This is a genomic window from Sphingobacterium alkalisoli (assembly GCF_005049105.1).
Lineage (GTDB): Bacteria > Bacteroidota > Bacteroidia > Sphingobacteriales > Sphingobacteriaceae > Sphingobacterium > Sphingobacterium alkalisoli.
The window spans coordinates 946,219-971,184 of sequence record NZ_SUKA01000001.1 but is presented as its reverse complement, the minus strand read 5'-3'; the positions used below and the strand labels follow the sequence as shown (position 1 = coordinate 971,184).

The following is a 24,966-nucleotide window of genomic DNA, read 5'->3' as shown; positions in this document are numbered from 1 at the left end:
TATTCTTTTTTTCAACTACCATCTCGAGATCAGCACTCCTAGTTAAGATATCCATTGAGTTCATGTAATACAATGCGGTTACTGATGTATAAATTCGTATTATTGACCACAGGAATAGTTCTATTTGAACTATCAATAAAGCGCAAATTATTGACTGCATTGGCTACGCCTACAATAATGGATTGATCGTTCGCGTCCTTTAAAAGGCTTATGGCAGATATTATATCTTGATTTCCATCAGGCGCAAGATTAACGTTTGTCAGGATATGGTGCTGAACAAACTGCTCAACTTTGACTTGATCCGCTAGGTCTCCGGGCGTATGACTTGCCGGCAATACACCATCATCTATAGCTTGCTGGATAGCGTCATTGTTCGGCATCAAGATGGTATAAGATGAACCTGTAGCAATCCCATTTAATGTCAAATCAGCTGCTCGGTATAACCTTGAATTAAACACATAATCCCGAAAACGGCTTACATCTGTATTAGACGTAGCAATACGTGTCAATGCTTGCCCTACCGTTTCTGATGAAAATTCCAATAAGTTATCGACATAATAGATCCGTCCATTATTGCCAAACTTGGCCGATCCAACAACATGGACAGCCTGCCCTAAAAACTCATTACCCGAAGCGTATATATTCCCGTTACTCCACTTGATGTATTCACCGGGAAGAACATTATCTCCGGTCTGTATATAACCACTTGTGGTGCCGATATTAGCTAACTCATCATTGGGTGTTTCAACAATATGGGTGTAGAGGATACGCTGTAGACGGGGTTCGGTAATGGAGTGACCAATAACGTTGTTATTACGATCTCGCCATGACCAATCATTAATCCGGTCATTATATGCATAGCCTAACTGCTGTAATAAACGGTCGGAAAATAAAAATACGGTATACTGCTTATTTGGATTGGTTACGAATCTTTTATATTCTTTATTTAGCAACATGAGCATTAAAGAATAATCTGGATCTAAAATCACATGCTTATACACTGTACTAAACAGATTGGACTCCTGCATTTTACTCGTTCCGTAGAAAAAACCATTGCTAAGCATTTGCTTATCAGCGATATCAGATAATTCAAAAGTCGCCTCTTCTTCGTGTATATTGGTTTTTAAACCAAATTGACTTGGCCATACGGCATTTTGCCAGAGCATAGTATTGACTAAATCGGCCAATACAGTTTTGGGTACATTGCCCAGCGCTTTATAATGTTCTAGCAGCACATTTCTGACCCAAGGAATCAACACTTCATTCTTAGGGATAAATAGCGTATAGGCGTCCATCTGTCCGTCGTTATCCTCCATCTTTAGGTAGTTCTCGTTATTGGGAGAGAAGGTCAGCATCGGGTCATATGCTTTGATATATACTTGAGCAGCCTGCCCTGTACGATATTCGTAAGTCTTGCTCGCTTCGGCATTGGGTTGGTAGGTTACAAAATACGGATTTAGAATTGAATCCCTAAAAAAGCTATAGTCATCATTCTGAGCAATATATTGGTCCAAACTTAACTGTGGAAGATTAACGGCATCTACTTCGTGAATAATGCCGTTTTCCGCAATGATATTTGCCTTCACGACCTTTGAGCCCATAAAGTTAAAATCGGTCCAGTTCACATTTGGATGGAAAAACGTATAGTCGCTAGCCGTTAGGTTATTTAATGCCGCATATTTGGAGTGAAAATAGGTTACATATTTGTTATTATTATCTCCATCGACATAATAAGGTGTTCCAAATGAAACGGTCATGTTATTACGGTTAGACGCCGCAACAATTAACTCTTGTTCTACTCCATTGATTTTTACATTTTCTTTCTGAAAACCGTCATAATATGCTGTTCGTCTACGGAAAGACATACCTTCTACCCAACCCAAACTAGACTGGTAATCCGAGATGCGATCGGTTTTAAAAGCATTGTATACTAATGCGTTACGAACAATTTTTTCTGCTATATCGGCAGAAACCGCATCGATATCCGAAATATTTTGTTCTTCTAGAAAACGTTTAACAGCGTCATCATTAGGCGCAAAAAATGTCCAATAGCCGGCTTGGTTTAGGGTTTCTTGATAGCCCGCTTTATCGATGAGCTTCAGAATCATTGAAAATCTCCCTTCCTCTTGCAACTTGGAATAGATGGCAGACTCAAGCCAATCCGGACGGCCATAAAATTCGTCGAATGCCGCTTTTCGACAACTGGAGATCGTTAAGAACAAGAGTAACCAGCAAAGGGAATACTTGTTAAAAAGCATAAACATAGTTTATTGGGTTAGTTAAAAGTTTATTGTTATAAATTGGTAACGTAAAAAAAATCGGCTCTCAGCAAAAAATGATTAAAACGTATCGGCAAAAAATTTCATTGATGGTATAATCTATCAATTGGTATATCCAAATGTAACATATACCCTGCAATCCCGCAACCTGCGCTATCCTGATAAAATACTATAAATGATGGTTAAAATCCTACAACGATGGAAATAAACGTACTAAATCGACTACTAAAAGCTTTTAACAAGAGTATTGTAAGCTAAACTGATTTATAAATTAATAAGGACATGAGAAAGGTTTAGGATGAAAAAGGTAGTAAATTAATTCCCGTCTGGCTTAATCGTACTATTTTTCACACTTAGCGGCCAATTCCAATCTTGAAAAGAATCTGGCTCTTTAGGATCGTAGCCCTGAAAATCAACAATGTGTTTCCGCACATCTAATCCAGCAGTGGACATGCCCTGCAGCACCATCTTCGCAATCTGATAGGCTCCATAGGTATTGAAATGGGTATTATCCTGTAAAGGCTCTGATTGACCAGGAAAACTATTCGCAGGATAGTGCACCAATGCATTTTTCGATGCTTCTACACCGAGCGCAGTGTAAAATGTGGAGGTCATCGCATTCAGATCGATCAAGGGTACCTGCAACTCTTTCGCTATTTTACGCGCAGCATCTGGAAAATCGCCTAGGGTATGTATGAGTCTGTCATCCCCATCAAAAGATCGTCTTGCGGTGGAAGTAACAATAACAGGTATGCCGCCTTTGGTGCGAAACTCGCTGATAAACTTTCTTAGTCGCTCGGAATAAGACTTGTAAGCGCCAGCATTTTCTCCTTTTTCTTTCTGATCGTTATGACCAAATTCAACAAATAAATAATCACCTGACTTAGCGATGGATAGAATTTTTTCCAGCCTACGCGAAGAGAGAAACGATCCTAATGATAGTCCTGATTCGGCATGGTTTGCAACGGCGACGTGCGGATCAAAAAACCGGGGAATCATTTGCCCCCAGGATGCCCAGGGTTCTTCTTCCTGATTGACCACCGTAGAGTTACCCGCTAAAAACAACGTAACAGCATCCGTAACTTTTTCTATTCGAATAGCTTCTATATGATTTTCGCCCTGAAATTCTAAGGTTAATTTATTGTCCCAATCCAACTTCGACCTTTCCCGCTCTTTTAACCTCACCGAGTCGGTTCCGGCTATCTGTGCATCTTTTACATGTACCAGGAAGGAGCGTTGAAATCCAGTCTTATGATCTATCTTTTCATGTTCTAACTGCAGACGTCTAGATTCAGATCGTAACGTACTGGTATAGGCTCTGCCGATATTCTTGTATGTTATTGTTACCTTATAATTTCCTTCTGCCACTTGTACCGAAAAATAAAAAGGCTTATTGCTGGACAAGTACCCTCGCTTGTTCTTAACTATAGCTACGTTGCCTTCGGTTCCGAGATCGAAACCATAACCTGCCTTCGAATCGTAAACAAGCGGATGGTTAATGGCTATCTGTGATTTGCTTTTCTTAGTGAATGAAAACTCCATCAGTACTTGGCCTGCAGACAAAAACTGGATATTAATCAATACCATAGTTAGCAGTACGATAGCTTTTCTTTTTGCAATTAAGTTCATAAGATGTCAACAGTTAAATCTACGGTGTGTTCGGTTTATATTCGTGACACTAAATTAGCTGGTTTATCCGAGTTCCGCAACCTGAGCCATCCTGCACGAACAAAGGTCATCTTCCTGCCGTACCATCGTACCTCCGGTTCGCGATGAAGGGCTTATGGACTACATCACTGCATGGAAAAACCGATAAAGCCCGCCTACCTACGGGTAAACAGGCTTAAACCTTAATGTCTTCCTCGGAAGAATGACGTGGCGATCTAAGTTCTGGCACAGTTCGATCCAGTCACTATTGTACCACGGATTGATGCCATTGAAGAAATCAGGATCTACCTCTAAAATAACGTAACTCGATAATATCATTTGGAATAGGGTGGCTGTTCCAATGCTGATGTATGACTAAAGCGGCCCCTATTGCGGTGGCTTGTGCCATCGACGCAGCATATACTTCTGCATCGGTAAATTCTCGCGCCAGCAAAGTCATGTAAATATTGTTCTTACTGAAACCGCCGTCTACAAATATTCTTTTTACACGTTGCGACGACAGGATCAGGCGGGTGGATTCCACCTGCGCATTCACTAAGTCGATCACGAGTCCATGATAGGCCTCTGCGACGTGTGCATACTGGCTTAAGTCTCTTTTGGAAAAGGTATCGAGACTCGTAGGCGAATTTTCTTCTTTTAGCTTATCGATGATCGACCAGTCGATCTCGATGCTTTTAAACCGGGCAGTAGTCGTGCCGAAGTGTTCGGCAATTCGCTTGGTCTGCACTTCGTGCTCATAGCCTGCGAATAGCCGGGAAGCTTTGACAGGTGTACCTGCATACGTGAGGTAGAACAGGCAGTCTTTGTCCAATTGCTCTTTTGTCAGTGGGCTCTCGTTAAATGGATTGAGGGAAATACACCACGTACCCGTAGAAATTAGGACAAAAGGTTCATGAAAATTAAGTAAATAGGGAATCAACGCTGAAGAGCTGTCGTGTAATCCGACGCCTACTTTGTAGGTACTCCCTGGGAAGGTAGCTGGAAAAACCTCATCTCCCTGTACAATAGGAGCGAGCTTTTGTGCAATCCCTGTATCTTTTACCCATTGGTGGTAATCTCTGGCATCAAAATCCCACAGCGCGGTATGGCAACCGATACTGGTCATATCCGAATACATTTGTCCGGAAACCAAGAAACTTAAATATTGGGGCAGATGCACGGCATATTTCATCTGCTCAAATACCTCTGGCTTCTCGGTCTTGAGGCGATACACCTGCAGACCGGAATTGAGACTTCCTAATGAAGGGGAAGCTGTAGTTAATGAAAACTGTTCAACTCCCCCATACTTTACATGAAGATCTTTATCTAATTCCTGTGGATATTCTTTAAGGTAATTATAAAGTGGGGTCAATGGATGACCGCTTTCATTGAGATACACAAAACTTGCACCGTATGACGTAAAATTAATCGCCTTGATATCAAACTCCGTACGTCGAAATACTTCGTGCAATGAATCGAAAACGGAAAGTCTTAAGCTTTCCAGGTTCTCACAAGGATCGCCATCTTCATCCACTGTTTCTAAAAAGCGGGCCGATTTCTCGAATACAATCTGATAGTGTTCGTTGAACAAAAAAAGCTTCTTATTCGTTTTACCAACATCAAAGATTGCAACGACCGGAATGCGCATAATAAATTAAAAAATATTTAAGTAAAAAAAACGTTTATAAACCTGTAGCGACAGAATTGCTTCCTCTTTCTTCTATCAATCTCGTTCTTACTGCCACCTCTTCAAATAATCCTACTGGATCCAAGGCGCCACCGCTTCTAAATCTTGCTTCAGCAACAATTGCACGTACATCAGTACGGAAAACATCTTGTAATATCTCTTGTGCTTTTACCACATCATTAGCCTGCTGTGCGGCGCGTAATGCTTTTCGGTCTACCATCAATGCCTGCGTGTAAGCAATCTTAATGGCTTCCACAGATTGCAACAAATCCACTAATGGATCTTTCAGATTGTGTGATGCATCAATCATCCAGCCTAGCCCGGTTGCGTGATCGATTCCTGCAGCATCCATCCCGTCGACCAACTCGTTGAAAATCAAAAACAGTTGGTATGGCTTAATACTGCCTGCGGTCAAATCGTCGTCCGCATATTTACTATCGTTAAAATGGAATCCAGCTAATTTGCCTTCCATTAGTAACAAGGAAACGATCTGCTCGATATTTGCATTGGGTAAATGGTGACCTAAATCGACCAAGGTATACGCTTTATCTCCTAATTTATTTGCTAGCAATAACGACTGTCCCCAATCGGCAATAGTGGTGGAATAAAAATTAGGTTCAAATGCTTTGTATTCGACAAACATTTTCCAGTCCTCCGGTAGATGCTTGTAGATTTCTTTTAGACTTTCTAAGGTATTCTGGAATGCCTCCCTGAAATTCAACTGGCCAGGAAAAGATGAACCATCGGCCAACCACACGGTAAGTGCTTTGGATCCTAGTGCGATACCATGCTTGATCACTTCGATGTTATGATCTACAGCTTGTTTCCTTACGTTTGGATCTACGTGTTGCAACGATCCAAATTTGTAACTGTATGCCTGTCCAGGCTGATCCTGAAAAGTATTGGAATTGACTGCATCAAATACCAAATCATACGATGTGGCAAGTTCCTTTATTTTTTCAGCGTCTTGTGGAATATCCCAAGGAATATGCAAAGAGATCGCGCCACTGGATTTATTCAATGCATGCAATAAACCTACATCCTCGATTTTTTGCTCCAATGAAGAGGGTTCGCCTTTGCCCGTAAAGCGTCCAAACCGTGTACCACCGGTGCCTAGTGCCCAACTGGGAATAGCAATCTGGAACTTTTCTACTTTTCTCAAAAGTGATTCTATATCAGAAATCTCCTCGGAAATATAATTAAAAGCACGGCGATGCTTCGCTTCTAGCTTTTGGTTATGTTGGTCAATTAGTTGTTTTTCTATTCTCATTTTCTCAAAATAAAAAAGTTACAAGTCGAAACTTATACTTGGTAAATAAAGGTGCTGGAAAGTAGAACCTTCCAACACCTAACAAACAAAAATGAATTATCTTGTAAACGCCATAGCTACTCCGCCATCGACATTTAATACGTTCCCTGTGGATTTATTTAACAGGCCTCCAGTAAATGCAAAACATGCATTTGCGATATCATCTGGTAAAATTATCTCATTTAATAAGGTACGCTTAGCATAATATGCAGGAAGTTCTTCAACCGTAACGCCATATGCCTTTGCACGTCCTTCTGCCCATCCACCGGCCCAGATGTTGCTGTCTGAAATCACGGCGTCTGGATTTACGACATTGACCCGAATGCTTGCTGCACCCAATTCTGCTGCATTCAATCGACTCAGGTGCAACTGCGCCGCTTTTGCACTACCGTATCCGGCATTATTTGGCCCGCTAACGAGGGCATTCTTACTAACGATATTAATGATATCGCCGCCGACTCCCTGTGCTTTCATCGTACGCGTAGCTGCTTGGGTTACCAAGAACTGACCTTTTACCAACACATTATACAATAAATCCCAGTCTTTTTGGGTGTGGTCTTCGATCGTTTTGGAAATAGATAGACCCGCGTTATTCACAATAATATCGACACCTCCAAATGCCAATGCTGATTTTTCGAGTGCCTTCACAATCTGCTCTTCATTGGTTACATCCAATACAGCAGTTGCAACGGCATCTTTTCCAAAGATTCCGATAAATTCTTCCTCTGCTGATGCCAATCGCTCAGCATTCATATCATTCAGAATTACAACGGCACCTTCACTGGCAAATTTCTTTGCAATCGCTTTACCGATACCACCAGCACTACCTGTGACTAAAGCAATTTTTCCAGATAATGCCTTTGGCTTTGGCATACGTTGCAATTTAGCTTCTTCCAACAGCCAATACTCGATATTAAATGCTTCTTGGCGCGGCAACGAAGTATATTCGCTTACGGCTTCGGAGCCCTTCATCACATTAATGGCATTGGTGTAAAATTCGGCTGCCACCCGTGCAGTCTGTTTATCTTTTGCAAAGGCAAACATGCCTACGCCTGGGTATAAAATAATGACCGGATTCTTATCACGGATAGCAGGACTATTGGCGTGCTTACATGTTTCGTAATAATTGGTATACATCTCCCGGTAATCTTCGAAAAGTGGAAGAAGTTTCGCTTTGATAGCCTCGGCATCACTTAGGTCTTCTCCTTTGTCTAGATTTAAGATCAAAGGCTGAATCTTCGTCCTTAAGAAATGGTCTGGACAACTTGTTCCTAGCGGTGCTAAACGCTCCAGGTCATTGGAATTGATGTATTCTAATACTTTGTCATCATCTGCAAAATGACCAATCATATGACGCTCGCTAGAGCAGAAGCCTCTTAAAATAGGAGCCAATTTCGCCGCTTGTAACGCCCGTTCATCTGCAGATAAGCTCTCTATTTTTTGTCCGCCAAATACTGGGCGCTTTTTACCGTAATTCTGTTCTAAATATTCTGCACAGGTCTCGATAACATCTAAGGAATTTAAATAGCTTTCATAAGCGGTATCGCCCCAAGTAAATAAACCATGGGAACCTAACATAATTCCGCGGATTCCGGGATTCTGATCAAGACAGTCGCGCAACTGTAGCCCTAGATCAAAACCTGGCTTTTGCCAATCTACCCATCCGATTGTTCCGTTGAATAAATCCTGTGTGATCTGCTTACCATCTTTTGCCGCAGCAATAGCTATGGCTGCATCGGGATGCAAGTGGTCAATATGTTTGAACGGTAAAAATCCGTGCAACGGTGTATCGATGGAAGGTGCTTTGGAACTTAGATCGAAGATGCAGTGGTTGAACAATTCGACCATCTCGTCTTCGTGTTCGATACCTCTATATACTTTTTCAAGATCGCGTAAACGATCAACATATAATGCGGCAAGGCCTGACTTTTTTAATGTTCCGATATCTCCTCCAGATCCTTTAATCCACATCACTTCTACAGACGCACCCGTCAAGGGATCTTTATCTATTAGCTTACAGGAAGTATTTCCACCACCATAGTTGGTGATTCTCAAATCAGAACCTAATAGGTTGGAGCGGTATAACAATAACGCAACTTCATCTCCTTCAAGTGATTTTGCCTTTTGTTCGTCCCACAAGTAATTTACGTGTTTATATGTTTTCACACCAATATAATTTTAAAAGTTATTATTCTAATGTTTTTGCAAATCCAACAATACAGATTGATAAAATAATGATCGCAATACCCGCAATAATAGAGCGATAGGTAGCCTTACTCACACCTTTCCACTCTTTCAGGAATATGCCCCAAGCATTTGAAATCAGGATGATAAATGCCATATGTAGGATCCATGAACTTGCCCCGTTTCCTAATCTACTCTCGCCCATACCGTAGAAGAAAAACTGTAAGTACCAAGTCGTACCGGCTAATGCACACAGCAAGAAATTCTTACCTAGTGGAGCGGTGGATTTTTTATAATCTGAAAATGTTTTATTCTTGGCTAATAGGTAGAGGCACCAAATAAAATTTGTTGTAAATCCGCCCCAAAGTATAACAATGTAAGTGACATTATTTTGATAAAGAAATTCGCCATCATTGGGATTGGCAGCCTTCCAAAGCTGATTGGCAACATCGGCCATCGGCTTTCCTGATTCAATTCCAAAATTAAAACAAGCACTTAATATTCCGGAGATAATAGCTACTGTGATCCCTAGTCCAAATTTATACTCCAGCTGTGTCTCACCAGACAGGTTAGCGAGTCCTCTTTCTTTGAGAACACCAGCTTTCCCACAGAGGTAAATACCTAATACACAAACCAACAACCCCACCATGACGCAGACTCCTGCATTCGTTGTAAAGAAATAATCGATACCGTGTTTTCCTTCGGCCTTGTTGAAAAAATAATAGATGGCAGGCATGAGCGAGCCAAAAACCATACTCAATCCCAAAATGACACTGCTTCCTAAGGAAACGCCGAGATAACGTACACCCAGCCCATAGGTAAGGCCCCCGATGCCCCACAATAGACCGAATAAAAAGGTATATCCCAAAATACTGGAATCGGTATTTTGGATGATCTCCATAAAATTTGGAATCGTCAAATACGCCGCGATGGGCGGTACGATGATCCAAGAAAATAACCCACCAAGAATCCACATAGCCTCCCAAGACCAGTCCTTTACTTTCTTATAAGGTACATAGAAGCTCCCTGATGCGAACCCCCCGATAAAATGAAATATTACTCCTGCTATTGCGTTCATAAATTATTACAATAATGATAGATTTATAAATGTGTTCTAAGATAAAATAGTCTATTTACATAACTGTTATGAACTGTCATGTCCTCTTTCGAAAAGCTCCAATATCTCTCTTAAAATAAGCAAAGCCCTAAAAAGGGCTTCGTATTGATTCATAAGCATCTAAACCAAAAGATTAGAACTTCTCCGCATTTTCTTTTTTTTGATTGTTTATACTTTCTATTGATTCTACCGTTTTATTATTTATTTTAAAATTTGAGAAAACCACATTTTTGGTATGGTTACTTTGCACAGGTATATCTACTCCATTAATTGAGGAATTGATCACGGTAAAATTCGTTACCGGAGAATCTTTATAGGCATCAATCAGGATTCCAAACTTCCCTCCTTTTTCAACCTGAAGATTTTCGACCCATACATTTTTGATTTGCGGAAGGAAATCCCCAGGATTTTCATAAAACATGTTAAAGCGAATAGCCGCTTCCTTATAGGTGCCTACCTTAATATTCCGCACATACAAACCGTCTATTACGCCCCCACGCAACGAACTTGTCTTCAATCGGATAACACGATCCAATTCCGGACTATCCATTTGCAGGTTTTGCGCAAAAATATTTTTTGCACCTCCAGAAATTTCGCTTCCGATCACAATGCCGCCGTGACCATCTTTCATGACGCAATTTTCTATAATAATATTTTCGGCTGGAACTGCTAGATCCCGTCCGTCTTCATTGCGTCCGGATTTTATAGCGATACAATCATCGCCCGTATCAAAATAACAGCCTGTTATAAGGACATTTTTACTGGCCTCGGGATCACAACCGTCATTATTAGGACCGTGGGTGATGATCTTCACATCGCGCACAGTTACGTTTTCACACAATACAGGATTGAGGTTCCAAAAAGGAGCATTGTTTATCGTAATATCGGCGATTACAATATTTTTGGATTGATAGGGTTGGATAAATGGAGGTCGTAAAAAGCCACCATCTCCATATATGCGATCTGCTACAGGGGTACGGTCTTTGACTTGTTGCGTCAGCTGCTTTACCGATGCCAATTGATTATCCATTCCTTCGACCCAACCATGTTCTTTCTTTGCTTTCCACGGCCACCAGTGCTGATTATCAGCATTTCCATCTAATATTCCGTTTCCGGTTATTGCAATATTCTCTACCTGATAGGCGTAGATGAGCGGAGAATAATTCATCAGATCCATACCCTCCCATCTGGAGCGGACTAAGGGTAAATAATCTTGCGGATTACGGCTGAATAAAATTTTAGAACCATCTTCAAAATGCAGATTCACATTAGATTTTAAATGAATGGCACCACTCAAAAAAACACCCTTGGGGACGATCACTTTCCCCCCGCCGCCTTCCGAACAACGTGTGATGATGCTATTAATGATATCCGTATTCATAAATACGCCATCGCCTTTGGCGCCATGATCGGTAATCAAATAGGTGTTGTCTGCGAATGTTGGCGCCACGATCAACGTTCTGATACTATCTAATTTTGCCCACGGGCTTGCGTCATGTGGTTGCGAAAAAGATTTCATTGAAAAAATAAGACCTAAAAGGAGTAGCGAAAAAAAACGATTCATGAGGATAAATTTATTGACACGGTTTATGTTTAAAGTGCCTAAAATATAGAAAAAATTGGATAGTCAATGTATATGTAAAAAATAAACGTCTATTCCACAAGTTTACCTTGTGTACTTCTCCGCACTTCATCTAAGGTTACACCATCATGCAATTCGATGATTTTAAAACCGCCCTGCGGTAATACATCGAAAACCCCCAACTCCGTAACGATTTTTTTTACACACCGTTTGCCCGTAAGCGGCAACGTGCAGGCGGAAAGCAATTTGGACTCTCCTGCTTTATTCACATGTTGCATGGCGACAATAATATCTTGTGCACTGGCAACAAGATCCATGGCGCCTCCCATTCCCTTCACCATTTTACCCGGAATCTTCCAGTTGGCAATATCGCCATGCTCGGACACCTCCATAGCCCCCAAAATTGTCAAATCAATCTTTCTGGAGCGAATCATACCGAAACTCATTGCGGAATCAAAGAAAACGGAACCGGGCAATGTGGTAATAGTCTGCTTACCCGCATTAATATAATCGGGATCCTCTTCTCCTTCATAAGGGAACGGCCCCATGCCGAGCAAGCCATTTTCGCTTTGTAACACCACGTTGATATCATCTGCAATATAATTAGCTACTAAGGTTGGGATACCGATGCCCAGATTCACATAATATCCATCTTGTATTTCTTTGGCAATACGTTTTGCAATTCCATATTTATCTAACATACCTCTACGATTTTGGCCTGAAAGTCCGTTGTTCTATTCGCTTCTCGTAATTTTTGCCCTGAAAGATCTTATGCACATATACCCCAGGTGTGTGAATGAAATTAGGATCTAATACGCCTGGCTCTACCAATTCTTCTACTTCGGCAATGGTGATCTTCCCGCACATGGCCATCGCATGGTTAAAATTCTGTGCTGTCCCTCTATAGACTAAATTGCCCATACGATCACCCTTCCAGGCTTTCACTAGTGCAAAATCGGGCTCGAATGCATACTCCATTAGATACTCCTTTTCTACACCATGGAACTTGAATTTGCGTACCTCTTTTCCCTCAGCCACTTCTGTACCTACACCGGCCGGTGTATAAATCACCGGGAGACCATATCCCCCTGCCATCAAACGTGTGGCTAGGGTTCCTTGGGGCACCAGCTCAACTTCCAACTCGCCACTCAACATCTGCCGTTCAAATTCTGCATTCTCACCTACGTAGGATGCTATCATTTTTTTGATCTGCTTTCGGCGTAATAAAAGACCCAGCCCAAAATTGTCTATTCCTGCATTATTACTGATACAGGTCAATTCCCGAAGATCCCTTTCCATCAACGCAGCGATAAGGTTTTCAGGAATGCCACACAATCCAAATCCCCCAACGGCGATTGTCATTCCACTGCTAACCTCTCGTATTGCTTCGACCGCATTTAACACACTTTTATCTACCATGGTTTATAAGGTTTTATCCTTTTTGGTTCTACCTAATATCGTATTTTATTTGGAGCTATGCAATATATTTTCAAAATTTATGTTACATTTAAATAAATACACTATTTATCTATGCTAAAATTTATACATGCACTCACGTTCCTTTTGTTCATTTCATCTGCTTTTGGGCAAAAAATCAATCTTCAAGAGGCCTTGACAAAAAGCTCTATCGACAGTCAATTCTATTATCTTAATATACTCTCGCGTTCGCAGGACGCGGATTTTAAAATCATACGTAAAACCAACTTAGAGCGTGTGCGTCAAAACACGCGCGATACGCTGAAGACATTACGTACGGAAATCCAGAACCTGAAACAATCGAGTTCGTCTTCTGTATCTGCCAACCAACAACTCACAGACAGTGTGCAAAATCTGCAGACGCGGTTGGATGCCGAAAAATTAAAAACAGACAGTATATCCTTCTTGGGTATCGACTTCTCAAAAAGCGGTTACCACAGCTTTGTATGGCTCTTGATCATTGTACTTGCAATAGCGTTCCTAGCGACTTTCTTTGCTTTTCGCAAAGCAAAAGTTGATACGGTATCATCCAAGAAAACCGCGGAAGAGTTTCAAGAGGAGCTTCAAATACACAAAAAGAAAGCATTGGAAAAAGAACAATTATTAAAACGGCAGCTACTCGACGAGCAACTGAAAAGAAACTCTTAAGTTAATCGAGGTTTCTCTATTATTAAATTCGCAAATCAACAGATTCGCGATTAAGCAAATAAGCAGCTAAAAAAAATATTCATTTATTTAATGAAGAAGTTTTGCTTTTAGCGCGATAAAACTTATTTTTGCATTCCAAATTACAGATCGAATAATCTGTAATCAAATAGATTAATAAATTTTAGTCCCTATAATATGCCCAATATTGGTAAAATAGCACAGATTATCGGCCCAGTGGTTGACGTCAACTTTGCCGACAATGAAAATCTTCCTAAGATTTACGATGCATTGTACATTGAGAAAGATAATGGACAACGTGTCGTTTTAGAAGTTCAACAACACTTAGGCGAAGAACGTGTCCGTACTATTGCCATGGATGCAACTGAAGGTTTGGTACGTGGAATGAAAGTAGTAGATACTGGTGCTCCTATTAAAATGCCTATTGGCGAAGAAATCAAAGGTCGTGTATTCAACGTAGTTGGTGACCCTATTGATGGTATTCGTGCATTGGACAAAACGAATGGACGTTCTATTCATAATGTACCACCGAAATTTGAAGACCTTTCTACCGAGTCTGAGATTCTTTTTACAGGAATCAAAGTTATCGACTTGTTAGAGCCTTATGCTAAAGGTGGTAAAATCGGTTTGTTTGGTGGTGCCGGAGTAGGTAAAACAGTATTAATCCAAGAATTAATCAACAATATCGCAAAAGGACATGGTGGTCTTTCTGTATTTGCGGGTGTAGGTGAGCGTACACGTGAAGGTAATGACTTATTACGTGAAATGTTGGAATCAGGCATTATTAAGTATGGCGAGCATTTCATGGAAGGCATGGAAAAAGGCGAATGGCCTTTGGACACGGTAGATCAGGAATTGTTGAAAGAGTCTAAATGTACTTTTGTATTCGGCCAAATGAATGAGCCTCCAGGTGCTCGTGCTCGCGTGGCCCTATCTGGATTGACAATTGCGGAATATTTCCGTGATGGCGATGGCGAAGGTCAAGGTCGTGATGTATTATTCTTCATTGATAATATCTTCCGTTTTACACAAGCGGGTTCTGAGGTTTCTGCTCTTTTAGGTCGTATGCCTTCGGCTGTGGGTTACCAGCCGACATTAGCTACAGAAATGGGACTGATGCAAGAGCGTATTACCTCTACTAAAAACGGATCTATTACTTCGGTACAAGCGGTATATGTACCTGCAGATGATTTAACTGACCCTGCTCCAGCGACAACTTTCGCTCACTTGGACGCAACCACCGTATTATCTCGTAAGATTGCGGAGCTAGGTATTTATCCTGCAGTGGATCCATTGGATTCTACGTCTCGGATTTTATCCCCAGCTGTTTTAGGTCATGAGCATTATAATACGGCACAACGCGTAAAAGAAATCTTACAACGCTATAAAGAACTTCAGGATATTATCGCCATCTTAGGTATGGATGAGCTGTCGGAAGAAGATAAATTAACGGTATCACGCGCGCGTCGTGTGCAACGGTTCTTATCTCAACCTTTCCATGTTGCGGAGCAATTTACAGGTTTGAAAGGCGTATTAGTCGACATTAAAGATACGATCAAAGGGTTTAACATGATCATCGATGGAGAAGTCGACGAATACCCGGAAGCTGCCTTTAACTTAGTAGGTAATATAGAGGAAGCGATCGAAAAAGGTAAAAAATTATTAGCAGAAGCAGTTTAATTAGATAGGAGACATTAGATAGGAGATAATAGACAGCAGAATCTCATATCTACTTTGAAAGCTAAGCGTTCTCAAATCTCACATCTCAAATCTTGTATCTAAAAAAATGAAATTAACAATTATTACTCCAGACAGATTAGCATACGAAGGTGAGGTAACTGCGGTTACGGTTCCCGGTTCTGCGGGGTCTTTTCAAATCTTAAAGGACCATGCGGCTATTGTGTCTACGCTGGACGATGGCAATGTCATTGTCAAAAAAGGCAATGATGAGCAGGTCATTATTATCAAGGGCGGTGTGGTAGAAGTAAAGGACAACAATATCATCGTTTTAGCGGAAGGAATTGTGCAGAACTAGTAAAAATAACATATGATAAATAGCCCTTAAGACTTCGAGTTTTAAGGGCTATTTTTTTATATTTTTTTGGGCCAAAACCCTTTTTTACGAAGAATTTTGGTTTTTAGAACCATTTTTCAAAAACTCAAGAAATATACCGATTTTAATTCTAGTCTACAGGCAAACAAATTTAAAATCAAATAAATATATAAATTCAGAATATTATTTTGATTTAAAACAATAATCGAAATAAAAAACTTTTTAAAAAAAACACAAATAGCTATTGTAAAGAATTCTAATTCGAGCTAACTTAACAATGTTATAATTTTGATTGACATTAGAGTTTTTGGGGAGGAACTTTTCATCACGAAGAAATCAGAAAAAATGCAGTACTACAATCAGAACACTTTAATTTATTTGAACGGTGAGTTTGTAAAGGCACATGGTGCTGGCGTTGATCTATTTGGTCAATCACTTCACTATGGGTACGGAGCCTTTGAAGGACTTCGATCATATAGCACACACAATGGTACTCGGATATTCAAAGCTGAAGAACATTTTGAGCGTTTAGAAGAATCTTGTAACGCCATTAACCTTCCCTATTCTTGGAATAATCGGGTGTTGATCGAAAAGACCTATGATCTATTGGCAGCGAATAATTTAAGATCTGCTTATATCAGACCTTTGGTTTTTTCTGGTTCCAACATGCATTTGACTTCATCTACCAAAGCAAACATCATGATAGCGGCATGGGAATGGGGTCCGTACTTAGGTCAAAATTTAATAAAAGCGAATATCTCCAGTATAGAACGGCCAAATCCAAAATCATTTCGGGTGGATGCCAAGATATCCGGGCAGTACATCAATTCAATCATGGCGACAAGCGAAGCAATTAAAAATGGGTTTGACGAAGCCTTGCTATTAGATCAAGATGGTTTTGTGGCACAAGCATCCAGTGAAAACATATTTATCGAAAAGGATTTCAAAATTTACACCCCACCCTTAGAAAATATTTTCCCAGGAATCACTCGTCAAACTGTATTGGAGATCTGTAAAAAACTAAACTTTGAGATCATCGAAAAGAAATTAACGGTCGACGATATATACCAGGCTGACAGCGCTTTTTTGAGTGGGACAGCAGCAGAAATCATCGGTGTAAAACAAGTTGATCACGTTGTATACAAAGACCATTGGGAGCACACAATAGGAGCATCTATCCAAAGAAAATATAAAAATTTAGTATTAGAGCAAGAGAATTATGAAGTCATCATCTGACAGCACAAATGTATTAAACAAATATAGCCGTATTTTCACCCAAGACAAAACACAACCGGCAGCCAAAGCCATGTTGTACGGAATTGGATTGACCGATGCGGATATGGAAAAAGCACAAGTTGGTATCGCCAGTATGGGGTACGATGGAAACACCTGTAATATGCATTTGAACGATTTGGCACAAGTCGTAAAAAAAGGCGTATGGGCTAATGATCTAGTAGGTTTAACTTTCGGAACGATTGGCGTAAGTGATGGCATGAGTAACGGTACAGATGGGATGCGTTATTCCTTAGTATCGCGCGATGTCATTGCCGACAGTATCGAAACGATCTGTGGGGGGCAATATTATGATGGCTTAATAGCCATTCCGGGATGTGATAAAAATATGCCTGGAGCCGTAATAGCTATGGGCCGGCTGAATCGTCCCGCTATCATGGTATACGGTGGCACGATTGCTCCCGGTCACTATAAAGGTGAAGAGTTAAATATCGTATCTGCTTTTGAAGCGTTGGGCAAGAAAATCGCGGGCACAATTTCGGATGAAGATTACGACGGTGTAATCAGACATACTTGCCCAGGTGCGGGTGCATGTGGAGGTATGTATACCGCAAACACGATGGCCTCTGCAATTGAAGCTCTGGGAATGAGTCTACCCTACTCCTCTTCCAATCCAGCTGTATCTAAAGAAAAACAGGACGAATGTCTTGAAGCGGGAAAATACATCAAAATCCTTTTAGAAAAGGATATCAAGCCGTCGGACATCATGACGCGTAAAGCATTTGAAAACGCAATTCGCACCATTGTTATCCTAGGAGGTTCTACGAATGCCGTATTGCACTTTATTGCAATCGGAAAATCCGTTGGTGTAGATATTTCGCAAGATGATTTTCAACGCATGTCTGATGAGACGCCTGTATTAGCAGATTTCAAACCATCAGGTAAATATCTTATGCAAGATCTGCATCAATACGGTGGTGTTCCTGCTGTATTACGCTATCTACTAGACGAGGGTTTGTTACATGGGGATTGTTTAACGGTAACGGGCAAAACACTGGCTGAAAATTTAGAGGGTGTAAAATCGGTAATCGATTATAACCAACCTATTATTCAAAAACTGGACAACCCAATTAAGGCTACGGGGCATTTGCAGATTCTATACGGCAATCTAGCGGAAAAAGGTTCTGTTGCAAAAATATCAGGTAAAGAAGGCGAGAAATTCAGCGGTCCTGCTCGTGTATTTGATGGCGAACATGATTTAGTGGCAGGTGTTTCTTCAGGCAGAATTAAGCCGGGCGATGTTGTCGTAATCAAGAATGAGGGGCCTAAAGGGGCTCCCGGTATGCCTGAAATGCTAAAACCTACGGCTTTAATTATTGGTGCGGGGCTAGGTAAATCCATCGCTCTAATTACCGACGGCAGGTTCTCGGGTGGTACCCACGGTTTCGTAGTAGGCCATATCACTCCGGAAGCTTACGAAGGTGGACTGATTGGATTGGTAAAAGACGACGATATTATCGAAATTGATGCTGTTAACAATACGCTGAACCTAAAAGTGTCGGACGAAGAAATAGCCAGTCGTCGCGCCACATGGATACAACCTGCGTTAAAAGTAACAAAGGGTGTATTGTATAAATACGCAAAAACTGTTGCAGATGCTTCACAGGGCTGTGTGACGGATATTTAAAATAAAGATTAAAGTGTAAAGAACAAAGACTTCTAGATAATTGTCTTTGATCTTTATTCCTTAATCTAAAATCTCAATACTAATATCTAAATACTAAAAAATGAGTACACTGGAAAAAACGGAAAAGGAACAAGCTGCTCCCGCTACAATGCAACAATTGAGCGGTTCGCAAGCGGTTTTAGAGGCCTTGATCCACGAGGGGGTAGATACCATTTTTGGATATCCGGGTGGCGCTATTATGCCAATCTATGATGCATTGTATGATTACAATGATAAGTTAACCCATATTCTCGTGCGCCACGAACAGGGAGGAATCCATGCGGCACAGGGCTATGCACGAACATCAGGCCGTGTGGGTGTCGCTTTTGCAACAAGCGGTCCCGGTGCTACCAACTTAGTAACCGGCCTAGCTGATGCTATGATTGATAGTAACCCTATCGTCTGCATTACCGGTCAGGTCTTCGCTTCACTACTCGGAACCGATGCTTTTCAAGAGACGGATGTTATTAATATTACGACACCTGTTACAAAATGGAACTACCAGGTGACGGATGCCACCGAAATTCCCAGTGTATTGGCAAAGGCCTTCTATATCGCGAGTACAGGGCGACCTGGTCCCGTATTAATCGATATTACTAAAAATGCACAATTACAACTATTCGATTATCATGGATACGAATTCTGTAATCATATCCGTAGCTATAGGCCTAAACCTATTGTCCGTAACGAATATATTGAACAAGCAGCTCAATTGATCAATGAGGCGAAAAAGCCATTTGTGATTTTCGGTCAAGGGATTATCTTAGGGAAGGCAGAGCAGGAATTTAAAACCTTCATCGAAAAAGGAGGATTCCCTGCTGCCACAACCGTAATGGGACTGAGTGCACTAGAGACAGATCACCCGCAACATGTGGGCATGCTGGGTATGCATGGAAACTATGCACCTAATGTCATGACTAATGAGTGCGACGTGTTAATTGCCATAGGTATGCGATTCGACGATCGGGTTACTGGACGTCTCGACAAATATGCGAAACAAGCTAAAGTGGTTCATTTGGATATAGACCCTGCTGAGATCGATAAAAATGTAAAAGCCACAGTACCGGTTTGGGGAGATTGCAAGGAAACCCTACCGCTTTTGACAGATTTAATAAACCAAGTGGATCACAGCAAATGGTTGCAACAATTCCGCGAACTCGAAAAAGAGGAAATTAAAGAGGTGATCTACGATGAACTTAACCCAACGAGTGAGGTGCTTACCATGGGTGAGGTTATTAACGTATTGAACGAGCTAACCGGAGGTAACGCAGTAATCGTTACAGATGTTGGTCAGCATCAGATGGTGACCTGTCGCTATGCTAAATTCAATTCTTCCAAATCTAATGTTACTTCCGGCGGATTGGGAACAATGGGATTCGGATTACCAGCAGCTATTGGCGCTTGGTATGGTGCTCCGGAGCGCGACGTAGTTGCCATAATCGGAGATGGTGGTATACAAATGACCATTCAGGAATTAGGAACAATTATGCAATTTGGCGCTAAAGTCAAAATCTTAATTCTGAACAATGAGTTCTTAGGTATGGTGCGTCAATGGCAACAGCTCTTCCATGACAGGCGTTACTCTTTTGTAAATATTACGAGCCCAGACTTTGTCGCAGTGGCAAAAGGGTATTACATAGACGGAAATAAAATTTCGGAAAGAAAAGATCTCCGTGATGCGCTAAAAACGATGTTAGATCACGATGGCTCGTACCTGCTGGAGGTAATGGTAGGTAAGGAAAATAATGTATTCCCTATGGTGGCACAAGGCACGTCCGTATCGGAAATTAGACTGAAATAGTGAAAAGCTGATTTGCAGACACAAATGAATTAGAAAATGGAAAAACAAGAATATACCATCACCCTATATACAGAGAACTCCATTGGTATGATTGGACGTATCTCCGGGATTTTTTCAAGACGTAAAATCAATATCGAGAGCTTAAACACTTCACCTTCAGAGGTGGAGGGTATTCACCGCTTTACGATCTTAATTACAGAATCCGAGGAGGTAGTACGTAAGCTATGTCGTCAGATTGAAAAACAGGTGGAAGTATTAAAAGCATATTTCAATACGAATGACGAACTGATCTGGCAGGAACAAGCTTTATACAAGGTTCCTGCACACGTAATCGCGGAGAAAGCCTATGTCGAGCGACTATTGCGCCAATATGGTGCAAATGTTGTCGTAATCCGTAATGATTACATTGTTTTTGAAACCGCAGGCCATCGTGAAGAAATCGATAGATTGACGGAGGAATTAGGGAAATACAAACTTATCGAGTTCGTACGTGGAGCGCGTATAGCCATTATTAAAGAAAGTGCTGGTTTTCATTCCAAATTGATTCAATTTGAGAAAACAGAGCCATCACAGGAAATCGTGGAAAACGAATTTCTCGATCAGCAAGACAATGTATTTACAATGTAAGAAAGGGTTAAAGATAAATCTCGTTACTCAATACGTTGTACTAAATACTCAATACTAAAGAAATGGAAAAAACATTCAACTACATACTTCAAACACGCAAGGCTTTCATCGGATTGGTAGATGGACTAACGATCGAGGAACTGAATCAGATCCCCGATGGATTTAGTAACAACATCATATGGAATTTTGGGCATATTGTCGTCGCTACCCAAGGCCTGTGTTATCTGCGAACACAAGTTAATCTGGATTACGTAATCAAATACGGTGCCGCTTATACAAAGGGAACAAAACCTACCTATATGGTTACGAAAGATGAAGTTGAAGACTTAAAAGCATTGGCTATTCAAACAGTGAAGCAGATAGAAAAGGATTATTTTGCCGGAATTTTTAAGGAAATTAGTCCGTTTTCAACTGATACATATAAGGAGATCATGCCTACTATTGAGGATGTCATTATCACGACGGTGGGGCATGACAACCTTCATTTTGGATACGCTGTGGCACAAAGACGAATGATCAAAAACGGCAAATAACAACTTAAACTAAAAAAGAAAAGCATTAATAATAAAAAAATGGCAAATTATTTCAACACGTTACCGCTTAGAGAACAACTAAGACAACTAGGACAAGCAGAATTTATGAATTCATCAGAATTCTCAGATGGTGTACAGGCTTTAAAAGGCAAAAAGATTGTAATCGTAGGATGTGGTGCTCAGGGTTTAAACCAAGGATTAAACTTAAGAGATAGCGGATTAGATGTGTCTTACACATTACGTAAAGAAGCTATTGAACAAAAAAGAGATTCCTGGAAAAATGCAACGGACAACAATTTCAATGTAGGAACATACGAAGAATTAATTCCTACGGCGGATCTCGTCATCAACTTGACTCCCGATAAACAACATACATCTGTCATCAATGCAGTAATGCCATTGATGAAACAAGGAGCTACCTTATCGTATTCACATGGTTTCAACATTGTGGAAGAAGGTATGCAAATCCGTAAAGATCTAACAGTCATCATGGTAGCACCTAAATGTCCAGGGTCGGAAGTACGTGCGGAATATTTAAGAGGTTTTGGTGTTCCTACCTTAATTGCGGTTCATCCTGAAAACGATCCCCAAGGGAAGGGTTGGGCTGAAGCTAAAGCATACTGTGTGGGTACAGGTGGTGATCGTGCCGGTGTATTGAAATCGTCTTTTGTGGCAGAAGTAAAATCTGACTTAATGGGTGAACAAACAATCCTTTGTGGCTTATTACAAACAGGCTCTATTCTTTCATTCGACAAAATGGTTGAAAAAGGAATCGACGCAGGATATGCTTCTAAACTGGTACAATACGGTGTTGAAGTAATCACAGAGGCATTAAAGCATGGCGGTGTAAGTGGGATGTTGGATCGCTTGAGCAACCCCGCAAAATTGAAAGCTTTCGAAATTTCGGAAGAATTAAAAGATATTATGCGTCCGTTGTTTCAAAAGCACCAGGATGATATCATCTCTGGTGAATTTTCAAAAACGATGATGGAAGACTGGGCGAATGGTGATGCAAACTTATTGAAATGGAGAGCAGAAACTGGTGAGACAGCTTTTGAGAAAACAGCTGCAGGCGATGTAAAAATCGCAGAACAGGAATATTTTGACAACTACACATTAATGGTTGCTTTTGTAAGAGCGGGTGTTGAGCTGGCTTTTGAAACGATGGTTGAAGCGGGCATTAAAGCCGAATCGGCATACTATGAGTCGCTGCATGAAACACCGTTGATCGCAAACACAATCGCACGCAAAAAATTATTTGAAATGAACCGTGTCATCTCGGATACAGCCGAATACGGATGCTATTTATTTGATCAAGCTTGTAAACCGTTGTTGGCAGACTTTATGAAAAAAGTAGACACAGACTTAGTCGGAAAAAACTTTAACGATGGCAAAGATGGTTCGGTAGACAATGTAAAACTTGTACAGGTGAACGAGCTATTACGTGATCATCCAGTGGAAATTGTCGGCAGAAAATTGCGTAAAGCGATGACGGCAATGAAAACAATTAAAACTATTTAATATAACTAAGCTAACCGACATTGCGGATAGGGACGTAAAACCTCGCAATGTCGGTTAAAACAATAGAGAAAGAGAGAAACATGGGAAAAACATTAGTCGAAAAAATTTGGGATGCACACGTCGTCAAACGCCAAGAAGGGTTTCCTGATATTTTATATATCGACACCCACTTAATCCACGAGGTAACATCTCCTCAAGCGTTTGAAGGATTGCGCAAAAGAGGTCTTCCAGTTTTACGTCCGCAACAAACTGTAGCAACAGCCGATCATAATGTCCCGACGTTAAACCAACACCTTCCTATCAAAGAAGAGCTATCTCGTTACCAAGTGGATATGCTTACCAAAAATTGTAACGAATTTGGCATCGAGTTATATGGTCTGGGGCACCCCTACCAAGGTATTGTTCACGTTATAGGCCCTGAACTGGGCATTACACTACCTGGTAAAACAATGGTATGCGGCGACAGCCATACGTCTACTCACGGAGCATTTGGTGCAATTGCTTTCGGTATCGGAACATCTCAAGTGGAACAAGTTTTTGCAACACAATGCCTGTTGCAACAAAAACCTAAAACGATGAAAATCGAGGTAAATGGTGAGCTAGAAAAAGGTGTAGGTGCAAAAGATATTATCTTATACATTATCGCAAAAATTTCGGCAGCAGGAGGCACAGGGTATTTTATCGAATATGCTGGATCTGCTATTCGCTCTTTGAGCATGGAAGCACGGATGACCATATGCAACATGAGCATTGAAATGGGTGCACGCGGTGGCTTGATTGCGCCAGATCAAATTACATACGACTATGTAAACGGTCGCGAGTTCGCTCCTAAAGGTGAAGAATGGGAACAATCGCTTGCTTATTGGAAAACATTGTATTCCGATGATGATGCTGAATTTGATTCCATATTAACATTTGATGCGGCGGATATTCAACCCATGATTACCTACGGTACTAATCCAGGTATGGGTATGGGTATTTCTGAGCACATCCCAACGACAATTACCCAACCTGAATCCGAGCGGCCATCTTATCAAAAAGCCTTGGATTATATGGGATTCCATGATGGAGAGGAGGTGATTGGAAAACCTATCGACTACGTCTTTATTGGAAGTTGCACAAACTCGCGCATTGAAGATTTACGTGAGGTAGCTGCTTTTGTACAAGGAAAACAGAAAGCATCTAACGTAGAGGTTTGGATCGTACCTGGTTCTAAACAAGTAGAAGCACAAGCCAAATTGGAAGGTATCGACAAGGTGTTCGAAGCTGCAGGTTTTGAGCTACGTGAACCTGGTTGTTCGGCCTGTTTGGGAATGAACGAGGATAAAATTCCAGCGGGTAAATATTGCGTTTCGACGTCGAACAGAAACTTCGAAGGCCGCCAAGGTCCGAATGCACGTACCATGCTGGTAAGTCCGCTTACTGCCGCCGCCGCCGCCGTCACCGGAAAAATTACGGATGTAAGAGAGCTACTTCATTAAAAAGTCAAAATTGGAAGTATACACTCTTTTTTACTTTTTATTCT

The 24,966-nt window shown here is 41.0% G+C and carries 19 protein-coding genes; 10 read left to right on the top strand and 9 right to left on the bottom strand.

Annotated features, from left to right (window positions below; translation table 11 throughout):
* Positions 1–38 precede the first annotated feature (38 nt).
* The 9 genes from FAZ19_RS03680 to FAZ19_RS03640 all read right to left on the bottom strand — a co-directional run bounded on the left by FAZ19_RS03680 (position 39) and on the right by FAZ19_RS03640 (position 13,224).
* A complete protein-coding gene (locus FAZ19_RS03680; RefSeq protein WP_169305553.1) occupies positions 39–2,258 on the bottom strand; it encodes a fasciclin domain-containing protein in 2,220 nt (739 codons plus the stop codon).
* A 336-nt stretch (positions 2,259–2,594) separates the two neighbouring features.
* Positions 2,595–3,908: a rhamnogalacturonan acetylesterase gene (locus FAZ19_RS03675; RefSeq protein ID WP_136819229.1), complete on the bottom strand. Its 1,314-nt coding sequence runs from the start codon at positions 3,906–3,908 to the stop codon at positions 2,595–2,597.
* Between the two features lie 316 nt (positions 3,909–4,224).
* Positions 4,225–5,574 (bottom strand): FGGY-family carbohydrate kinase, encoded by a 1,350-nt coding sequence (locus tag FAZ19_RS03670; RefSeq protein WP_188876066.1) that lies wholly within the window; start codon positions 5,572–5,574, stop codon positions 4,225–4,227.
* A gap of 34 nt (positions 5,575–5,608) precedes the next feature.
* Positions 5,609–6,883: a TIM barrel protein gene (locus tag FAZ19_RS03665; RefSeq protein ID WP_136819227.1), complete on the bottom strand. Its 1,275-nt coding sequence runs from the start codon at positions 6,881–6,883 to the stop codon at positions 5,609–5,611.
* Positions 6,884–6,979: 96 nt separating this feature from the next.
* The gene (locus FAZ19_RS03660) at positions 6,980–9,088 is read right to left on the bottom strand and encodes a bifunctional aldolase/short-chain dehydrogenase (protein ID WP_136819226.1); all 2,109 of its coding nucleotides are present in this window, start codon (positions 9,086–9,088) and stop codon (positions 6,980–6,982) included.
* A 22-nt stretch (positions 9,089–9,110) separates the two neighbouring features.
* Positions 9,111–10,184 carry an L-rhamnose/proton symporter RhaT gene (rhaT, locus tag FAZ19_RS03655; RefSeq protein WP_136819225.1) on the bottom strand — a complete coding sequence of 358 codons (1,074 nt, stop codon included), beginning with the start codon at positions 10,182–10,184 and terminating at the stop codon, positions 9,111–9,113.
* Between the two features lie 172 nt (positions 10,185–10,356).
* On the bottom strand, positions 10,357–11,787 hold the full coding sequence (locus tag FAZ19_RS03650; protein ID WP_136819224.1) for a glycoside hydrolase family 28 protein: 1,431 nt from the start codon (positions 11,785–11,787) through the stop codon (positions 10,357–10,359).
* A gap of 89 nt (positions 11,788–11,876) precedes the next feature.
* Positions 11,877–12,506, bottom strand: coding sequence for a 3-oxoacid CoA-transferase subunit B (locus tag FAZ19_RS03645; RefSeq protein WP_136819223.1), 630 nt, complete (start codon positions 12,504–12,506; stop codon positions 11,877–11,879).
* A gap of 4 nt (positions 12,507–12,510) precedes the next feature.
* Positions 12,511–13,224, bottom strand: coding sequence for a CoA transferase subunit A (locus tag FAZ19_RS03640; RefSeq protein WP_136819222.1), 714 nt, complete (start codon positions 13,222–13,224; stop codon positions 12,511–12,513).
* Positions 13,225–13,335: 111 nt separating this feature from the next.
* On the opposite strand from FAZ19_RS03640, the gene FAZ19_RS03635 reads away from it, so the two are divergent.
* The 10 genes from FAZ19_RS03635 to leuC all read left to right on the top strand — a co-directional run bounded on the left by FAZ19_RS03635 (position 13,336) and on the right by leuC (position 24,922).
* Positions 13,336–13,929, top strand: a complete 594-nt coding sequence (locus FAZ19_RS03635) for a hypothetical protein (RefSeq protein ID WP_136819221.1) — start codon at positions 13,336–13,338, stop codon at positions 13,927–13,929.
* Between the two features lie 195 nt (positions 13,930–14,124).
* Positions 14,125–15,627, top strand: a complete 1,503-nt coding sequence (gene atpD, locus FAZ19_RS03630; RefSeq protein WP_136819220.1) for a F0F1 ATP synthase subunit beta — start codon at positions 14,125–14,127, stop codon at positions 15,625–15,627.
* Between the two features lie 106 nt (positions 15,628–15,733).
* On the top strand, positions 15,734–15,982 hold the full coding sequence (atpC, locus tag FAZ19_RS03625) for an ATP synthase F1 subunit epsilon (protein ID WP_136819219.1): 249 nt from the start codon (positions 15,734–15,736) through the stop codon (positions 15,980–15,982).
* A 306-nt stretch (positions 15,983–16,288) separates the two neighbouring features.
* The gene (locus FAZ19_RS03620; RefSeq protein WP_229707262.1) at positions 16,289–17,236 is read left to right on the top strand and encodes a branched-chain amino acid transaminase; all 948 of its coding nucleotides are present in this window, start codon (positions 16,289–16,291) and stop codon (positions 17,234–17,236) included.
* Complete coding sequence (gene ilvD / locus FAZ19_RS03615; protein WP_136819217.1) at positions 17,220–18,920, top strand: dihydroxy-acid dehydratase; 1,701 nt, start codon at positions 17,220–17,222, stop codon at positions 18,918–18,920. The genes FAZ19_RS03620 and ilvD overlap by 17 nt, the downstream gene beginning before the upstream one ends.
* Positions 18,921–19,020: 100 nt before the next feature.
* Positions 19,021–20,760, top strand: a complete 1,740-nt coding sequence (gene ilvB / locus FAZ19_RS03610) for a biosynthetic-type acetolactate synthase large subunit (protein ID WP_136819216.1) — start codon at positions 19,021–19,023, stop codon at positions 20,758–20,760.
* A 36-nt stretch (positions 20,761–20,796) separates the two neighbouring features.
* A complete protein-coding gene (gene ilvN, locus FAZ19_RS03605) occupies positions 20,797–21,387 on the top strand; it encodes an acetolactate synthase small subunit (protein ID WP_136819215.1) in 591 nt (196 codons plus the stop codon).
* Between the two features lie 62 nt (positions 21,388–21,449).
* Positions 21,450–21,920: a DinB family protein gene (locus FAZ19_RS03600; RefSeq protein ID WP_136819214.1), complete on the top strand. Its 471-nt coding sequence runs from the start codon at positions 21,450–21,452 to the stop codon at positions 21,918–21,920.
* 39 nt (positions 21,921–21,959) lie between these two features.
* The gene (gene ilvC / locus FAZ19_RS03595; protein ID WP_136819213.1) at positions 21,960–23,441 is read left to right on the top strand and encodes a ketol-acid reductoisomerase; all 1,482 of its coding nucleotides are present in this window, start codon (positions 21,960–21,962) and stop codon (positions 23,439–23,441) included.
* 80 nt (positions 23,442–23,521) lie between these two features.
* Positions 23,522–24,922 carry a 3-isopropylmalate dehydratase large subunit gene (gene leuC / locus FAZ19_RS03590; RefSeq protein ID WP_136819751.1) on the top strand — a complete coding sequence of 467 codons (1,401 nt, stop codon included), beginning with the start codon at positions 23,522–23,524 and terminating at the stop codon, positions 24,920–24,922.
* Positions 24,923–24,966 lie beyond the last annotated feature (44 nt).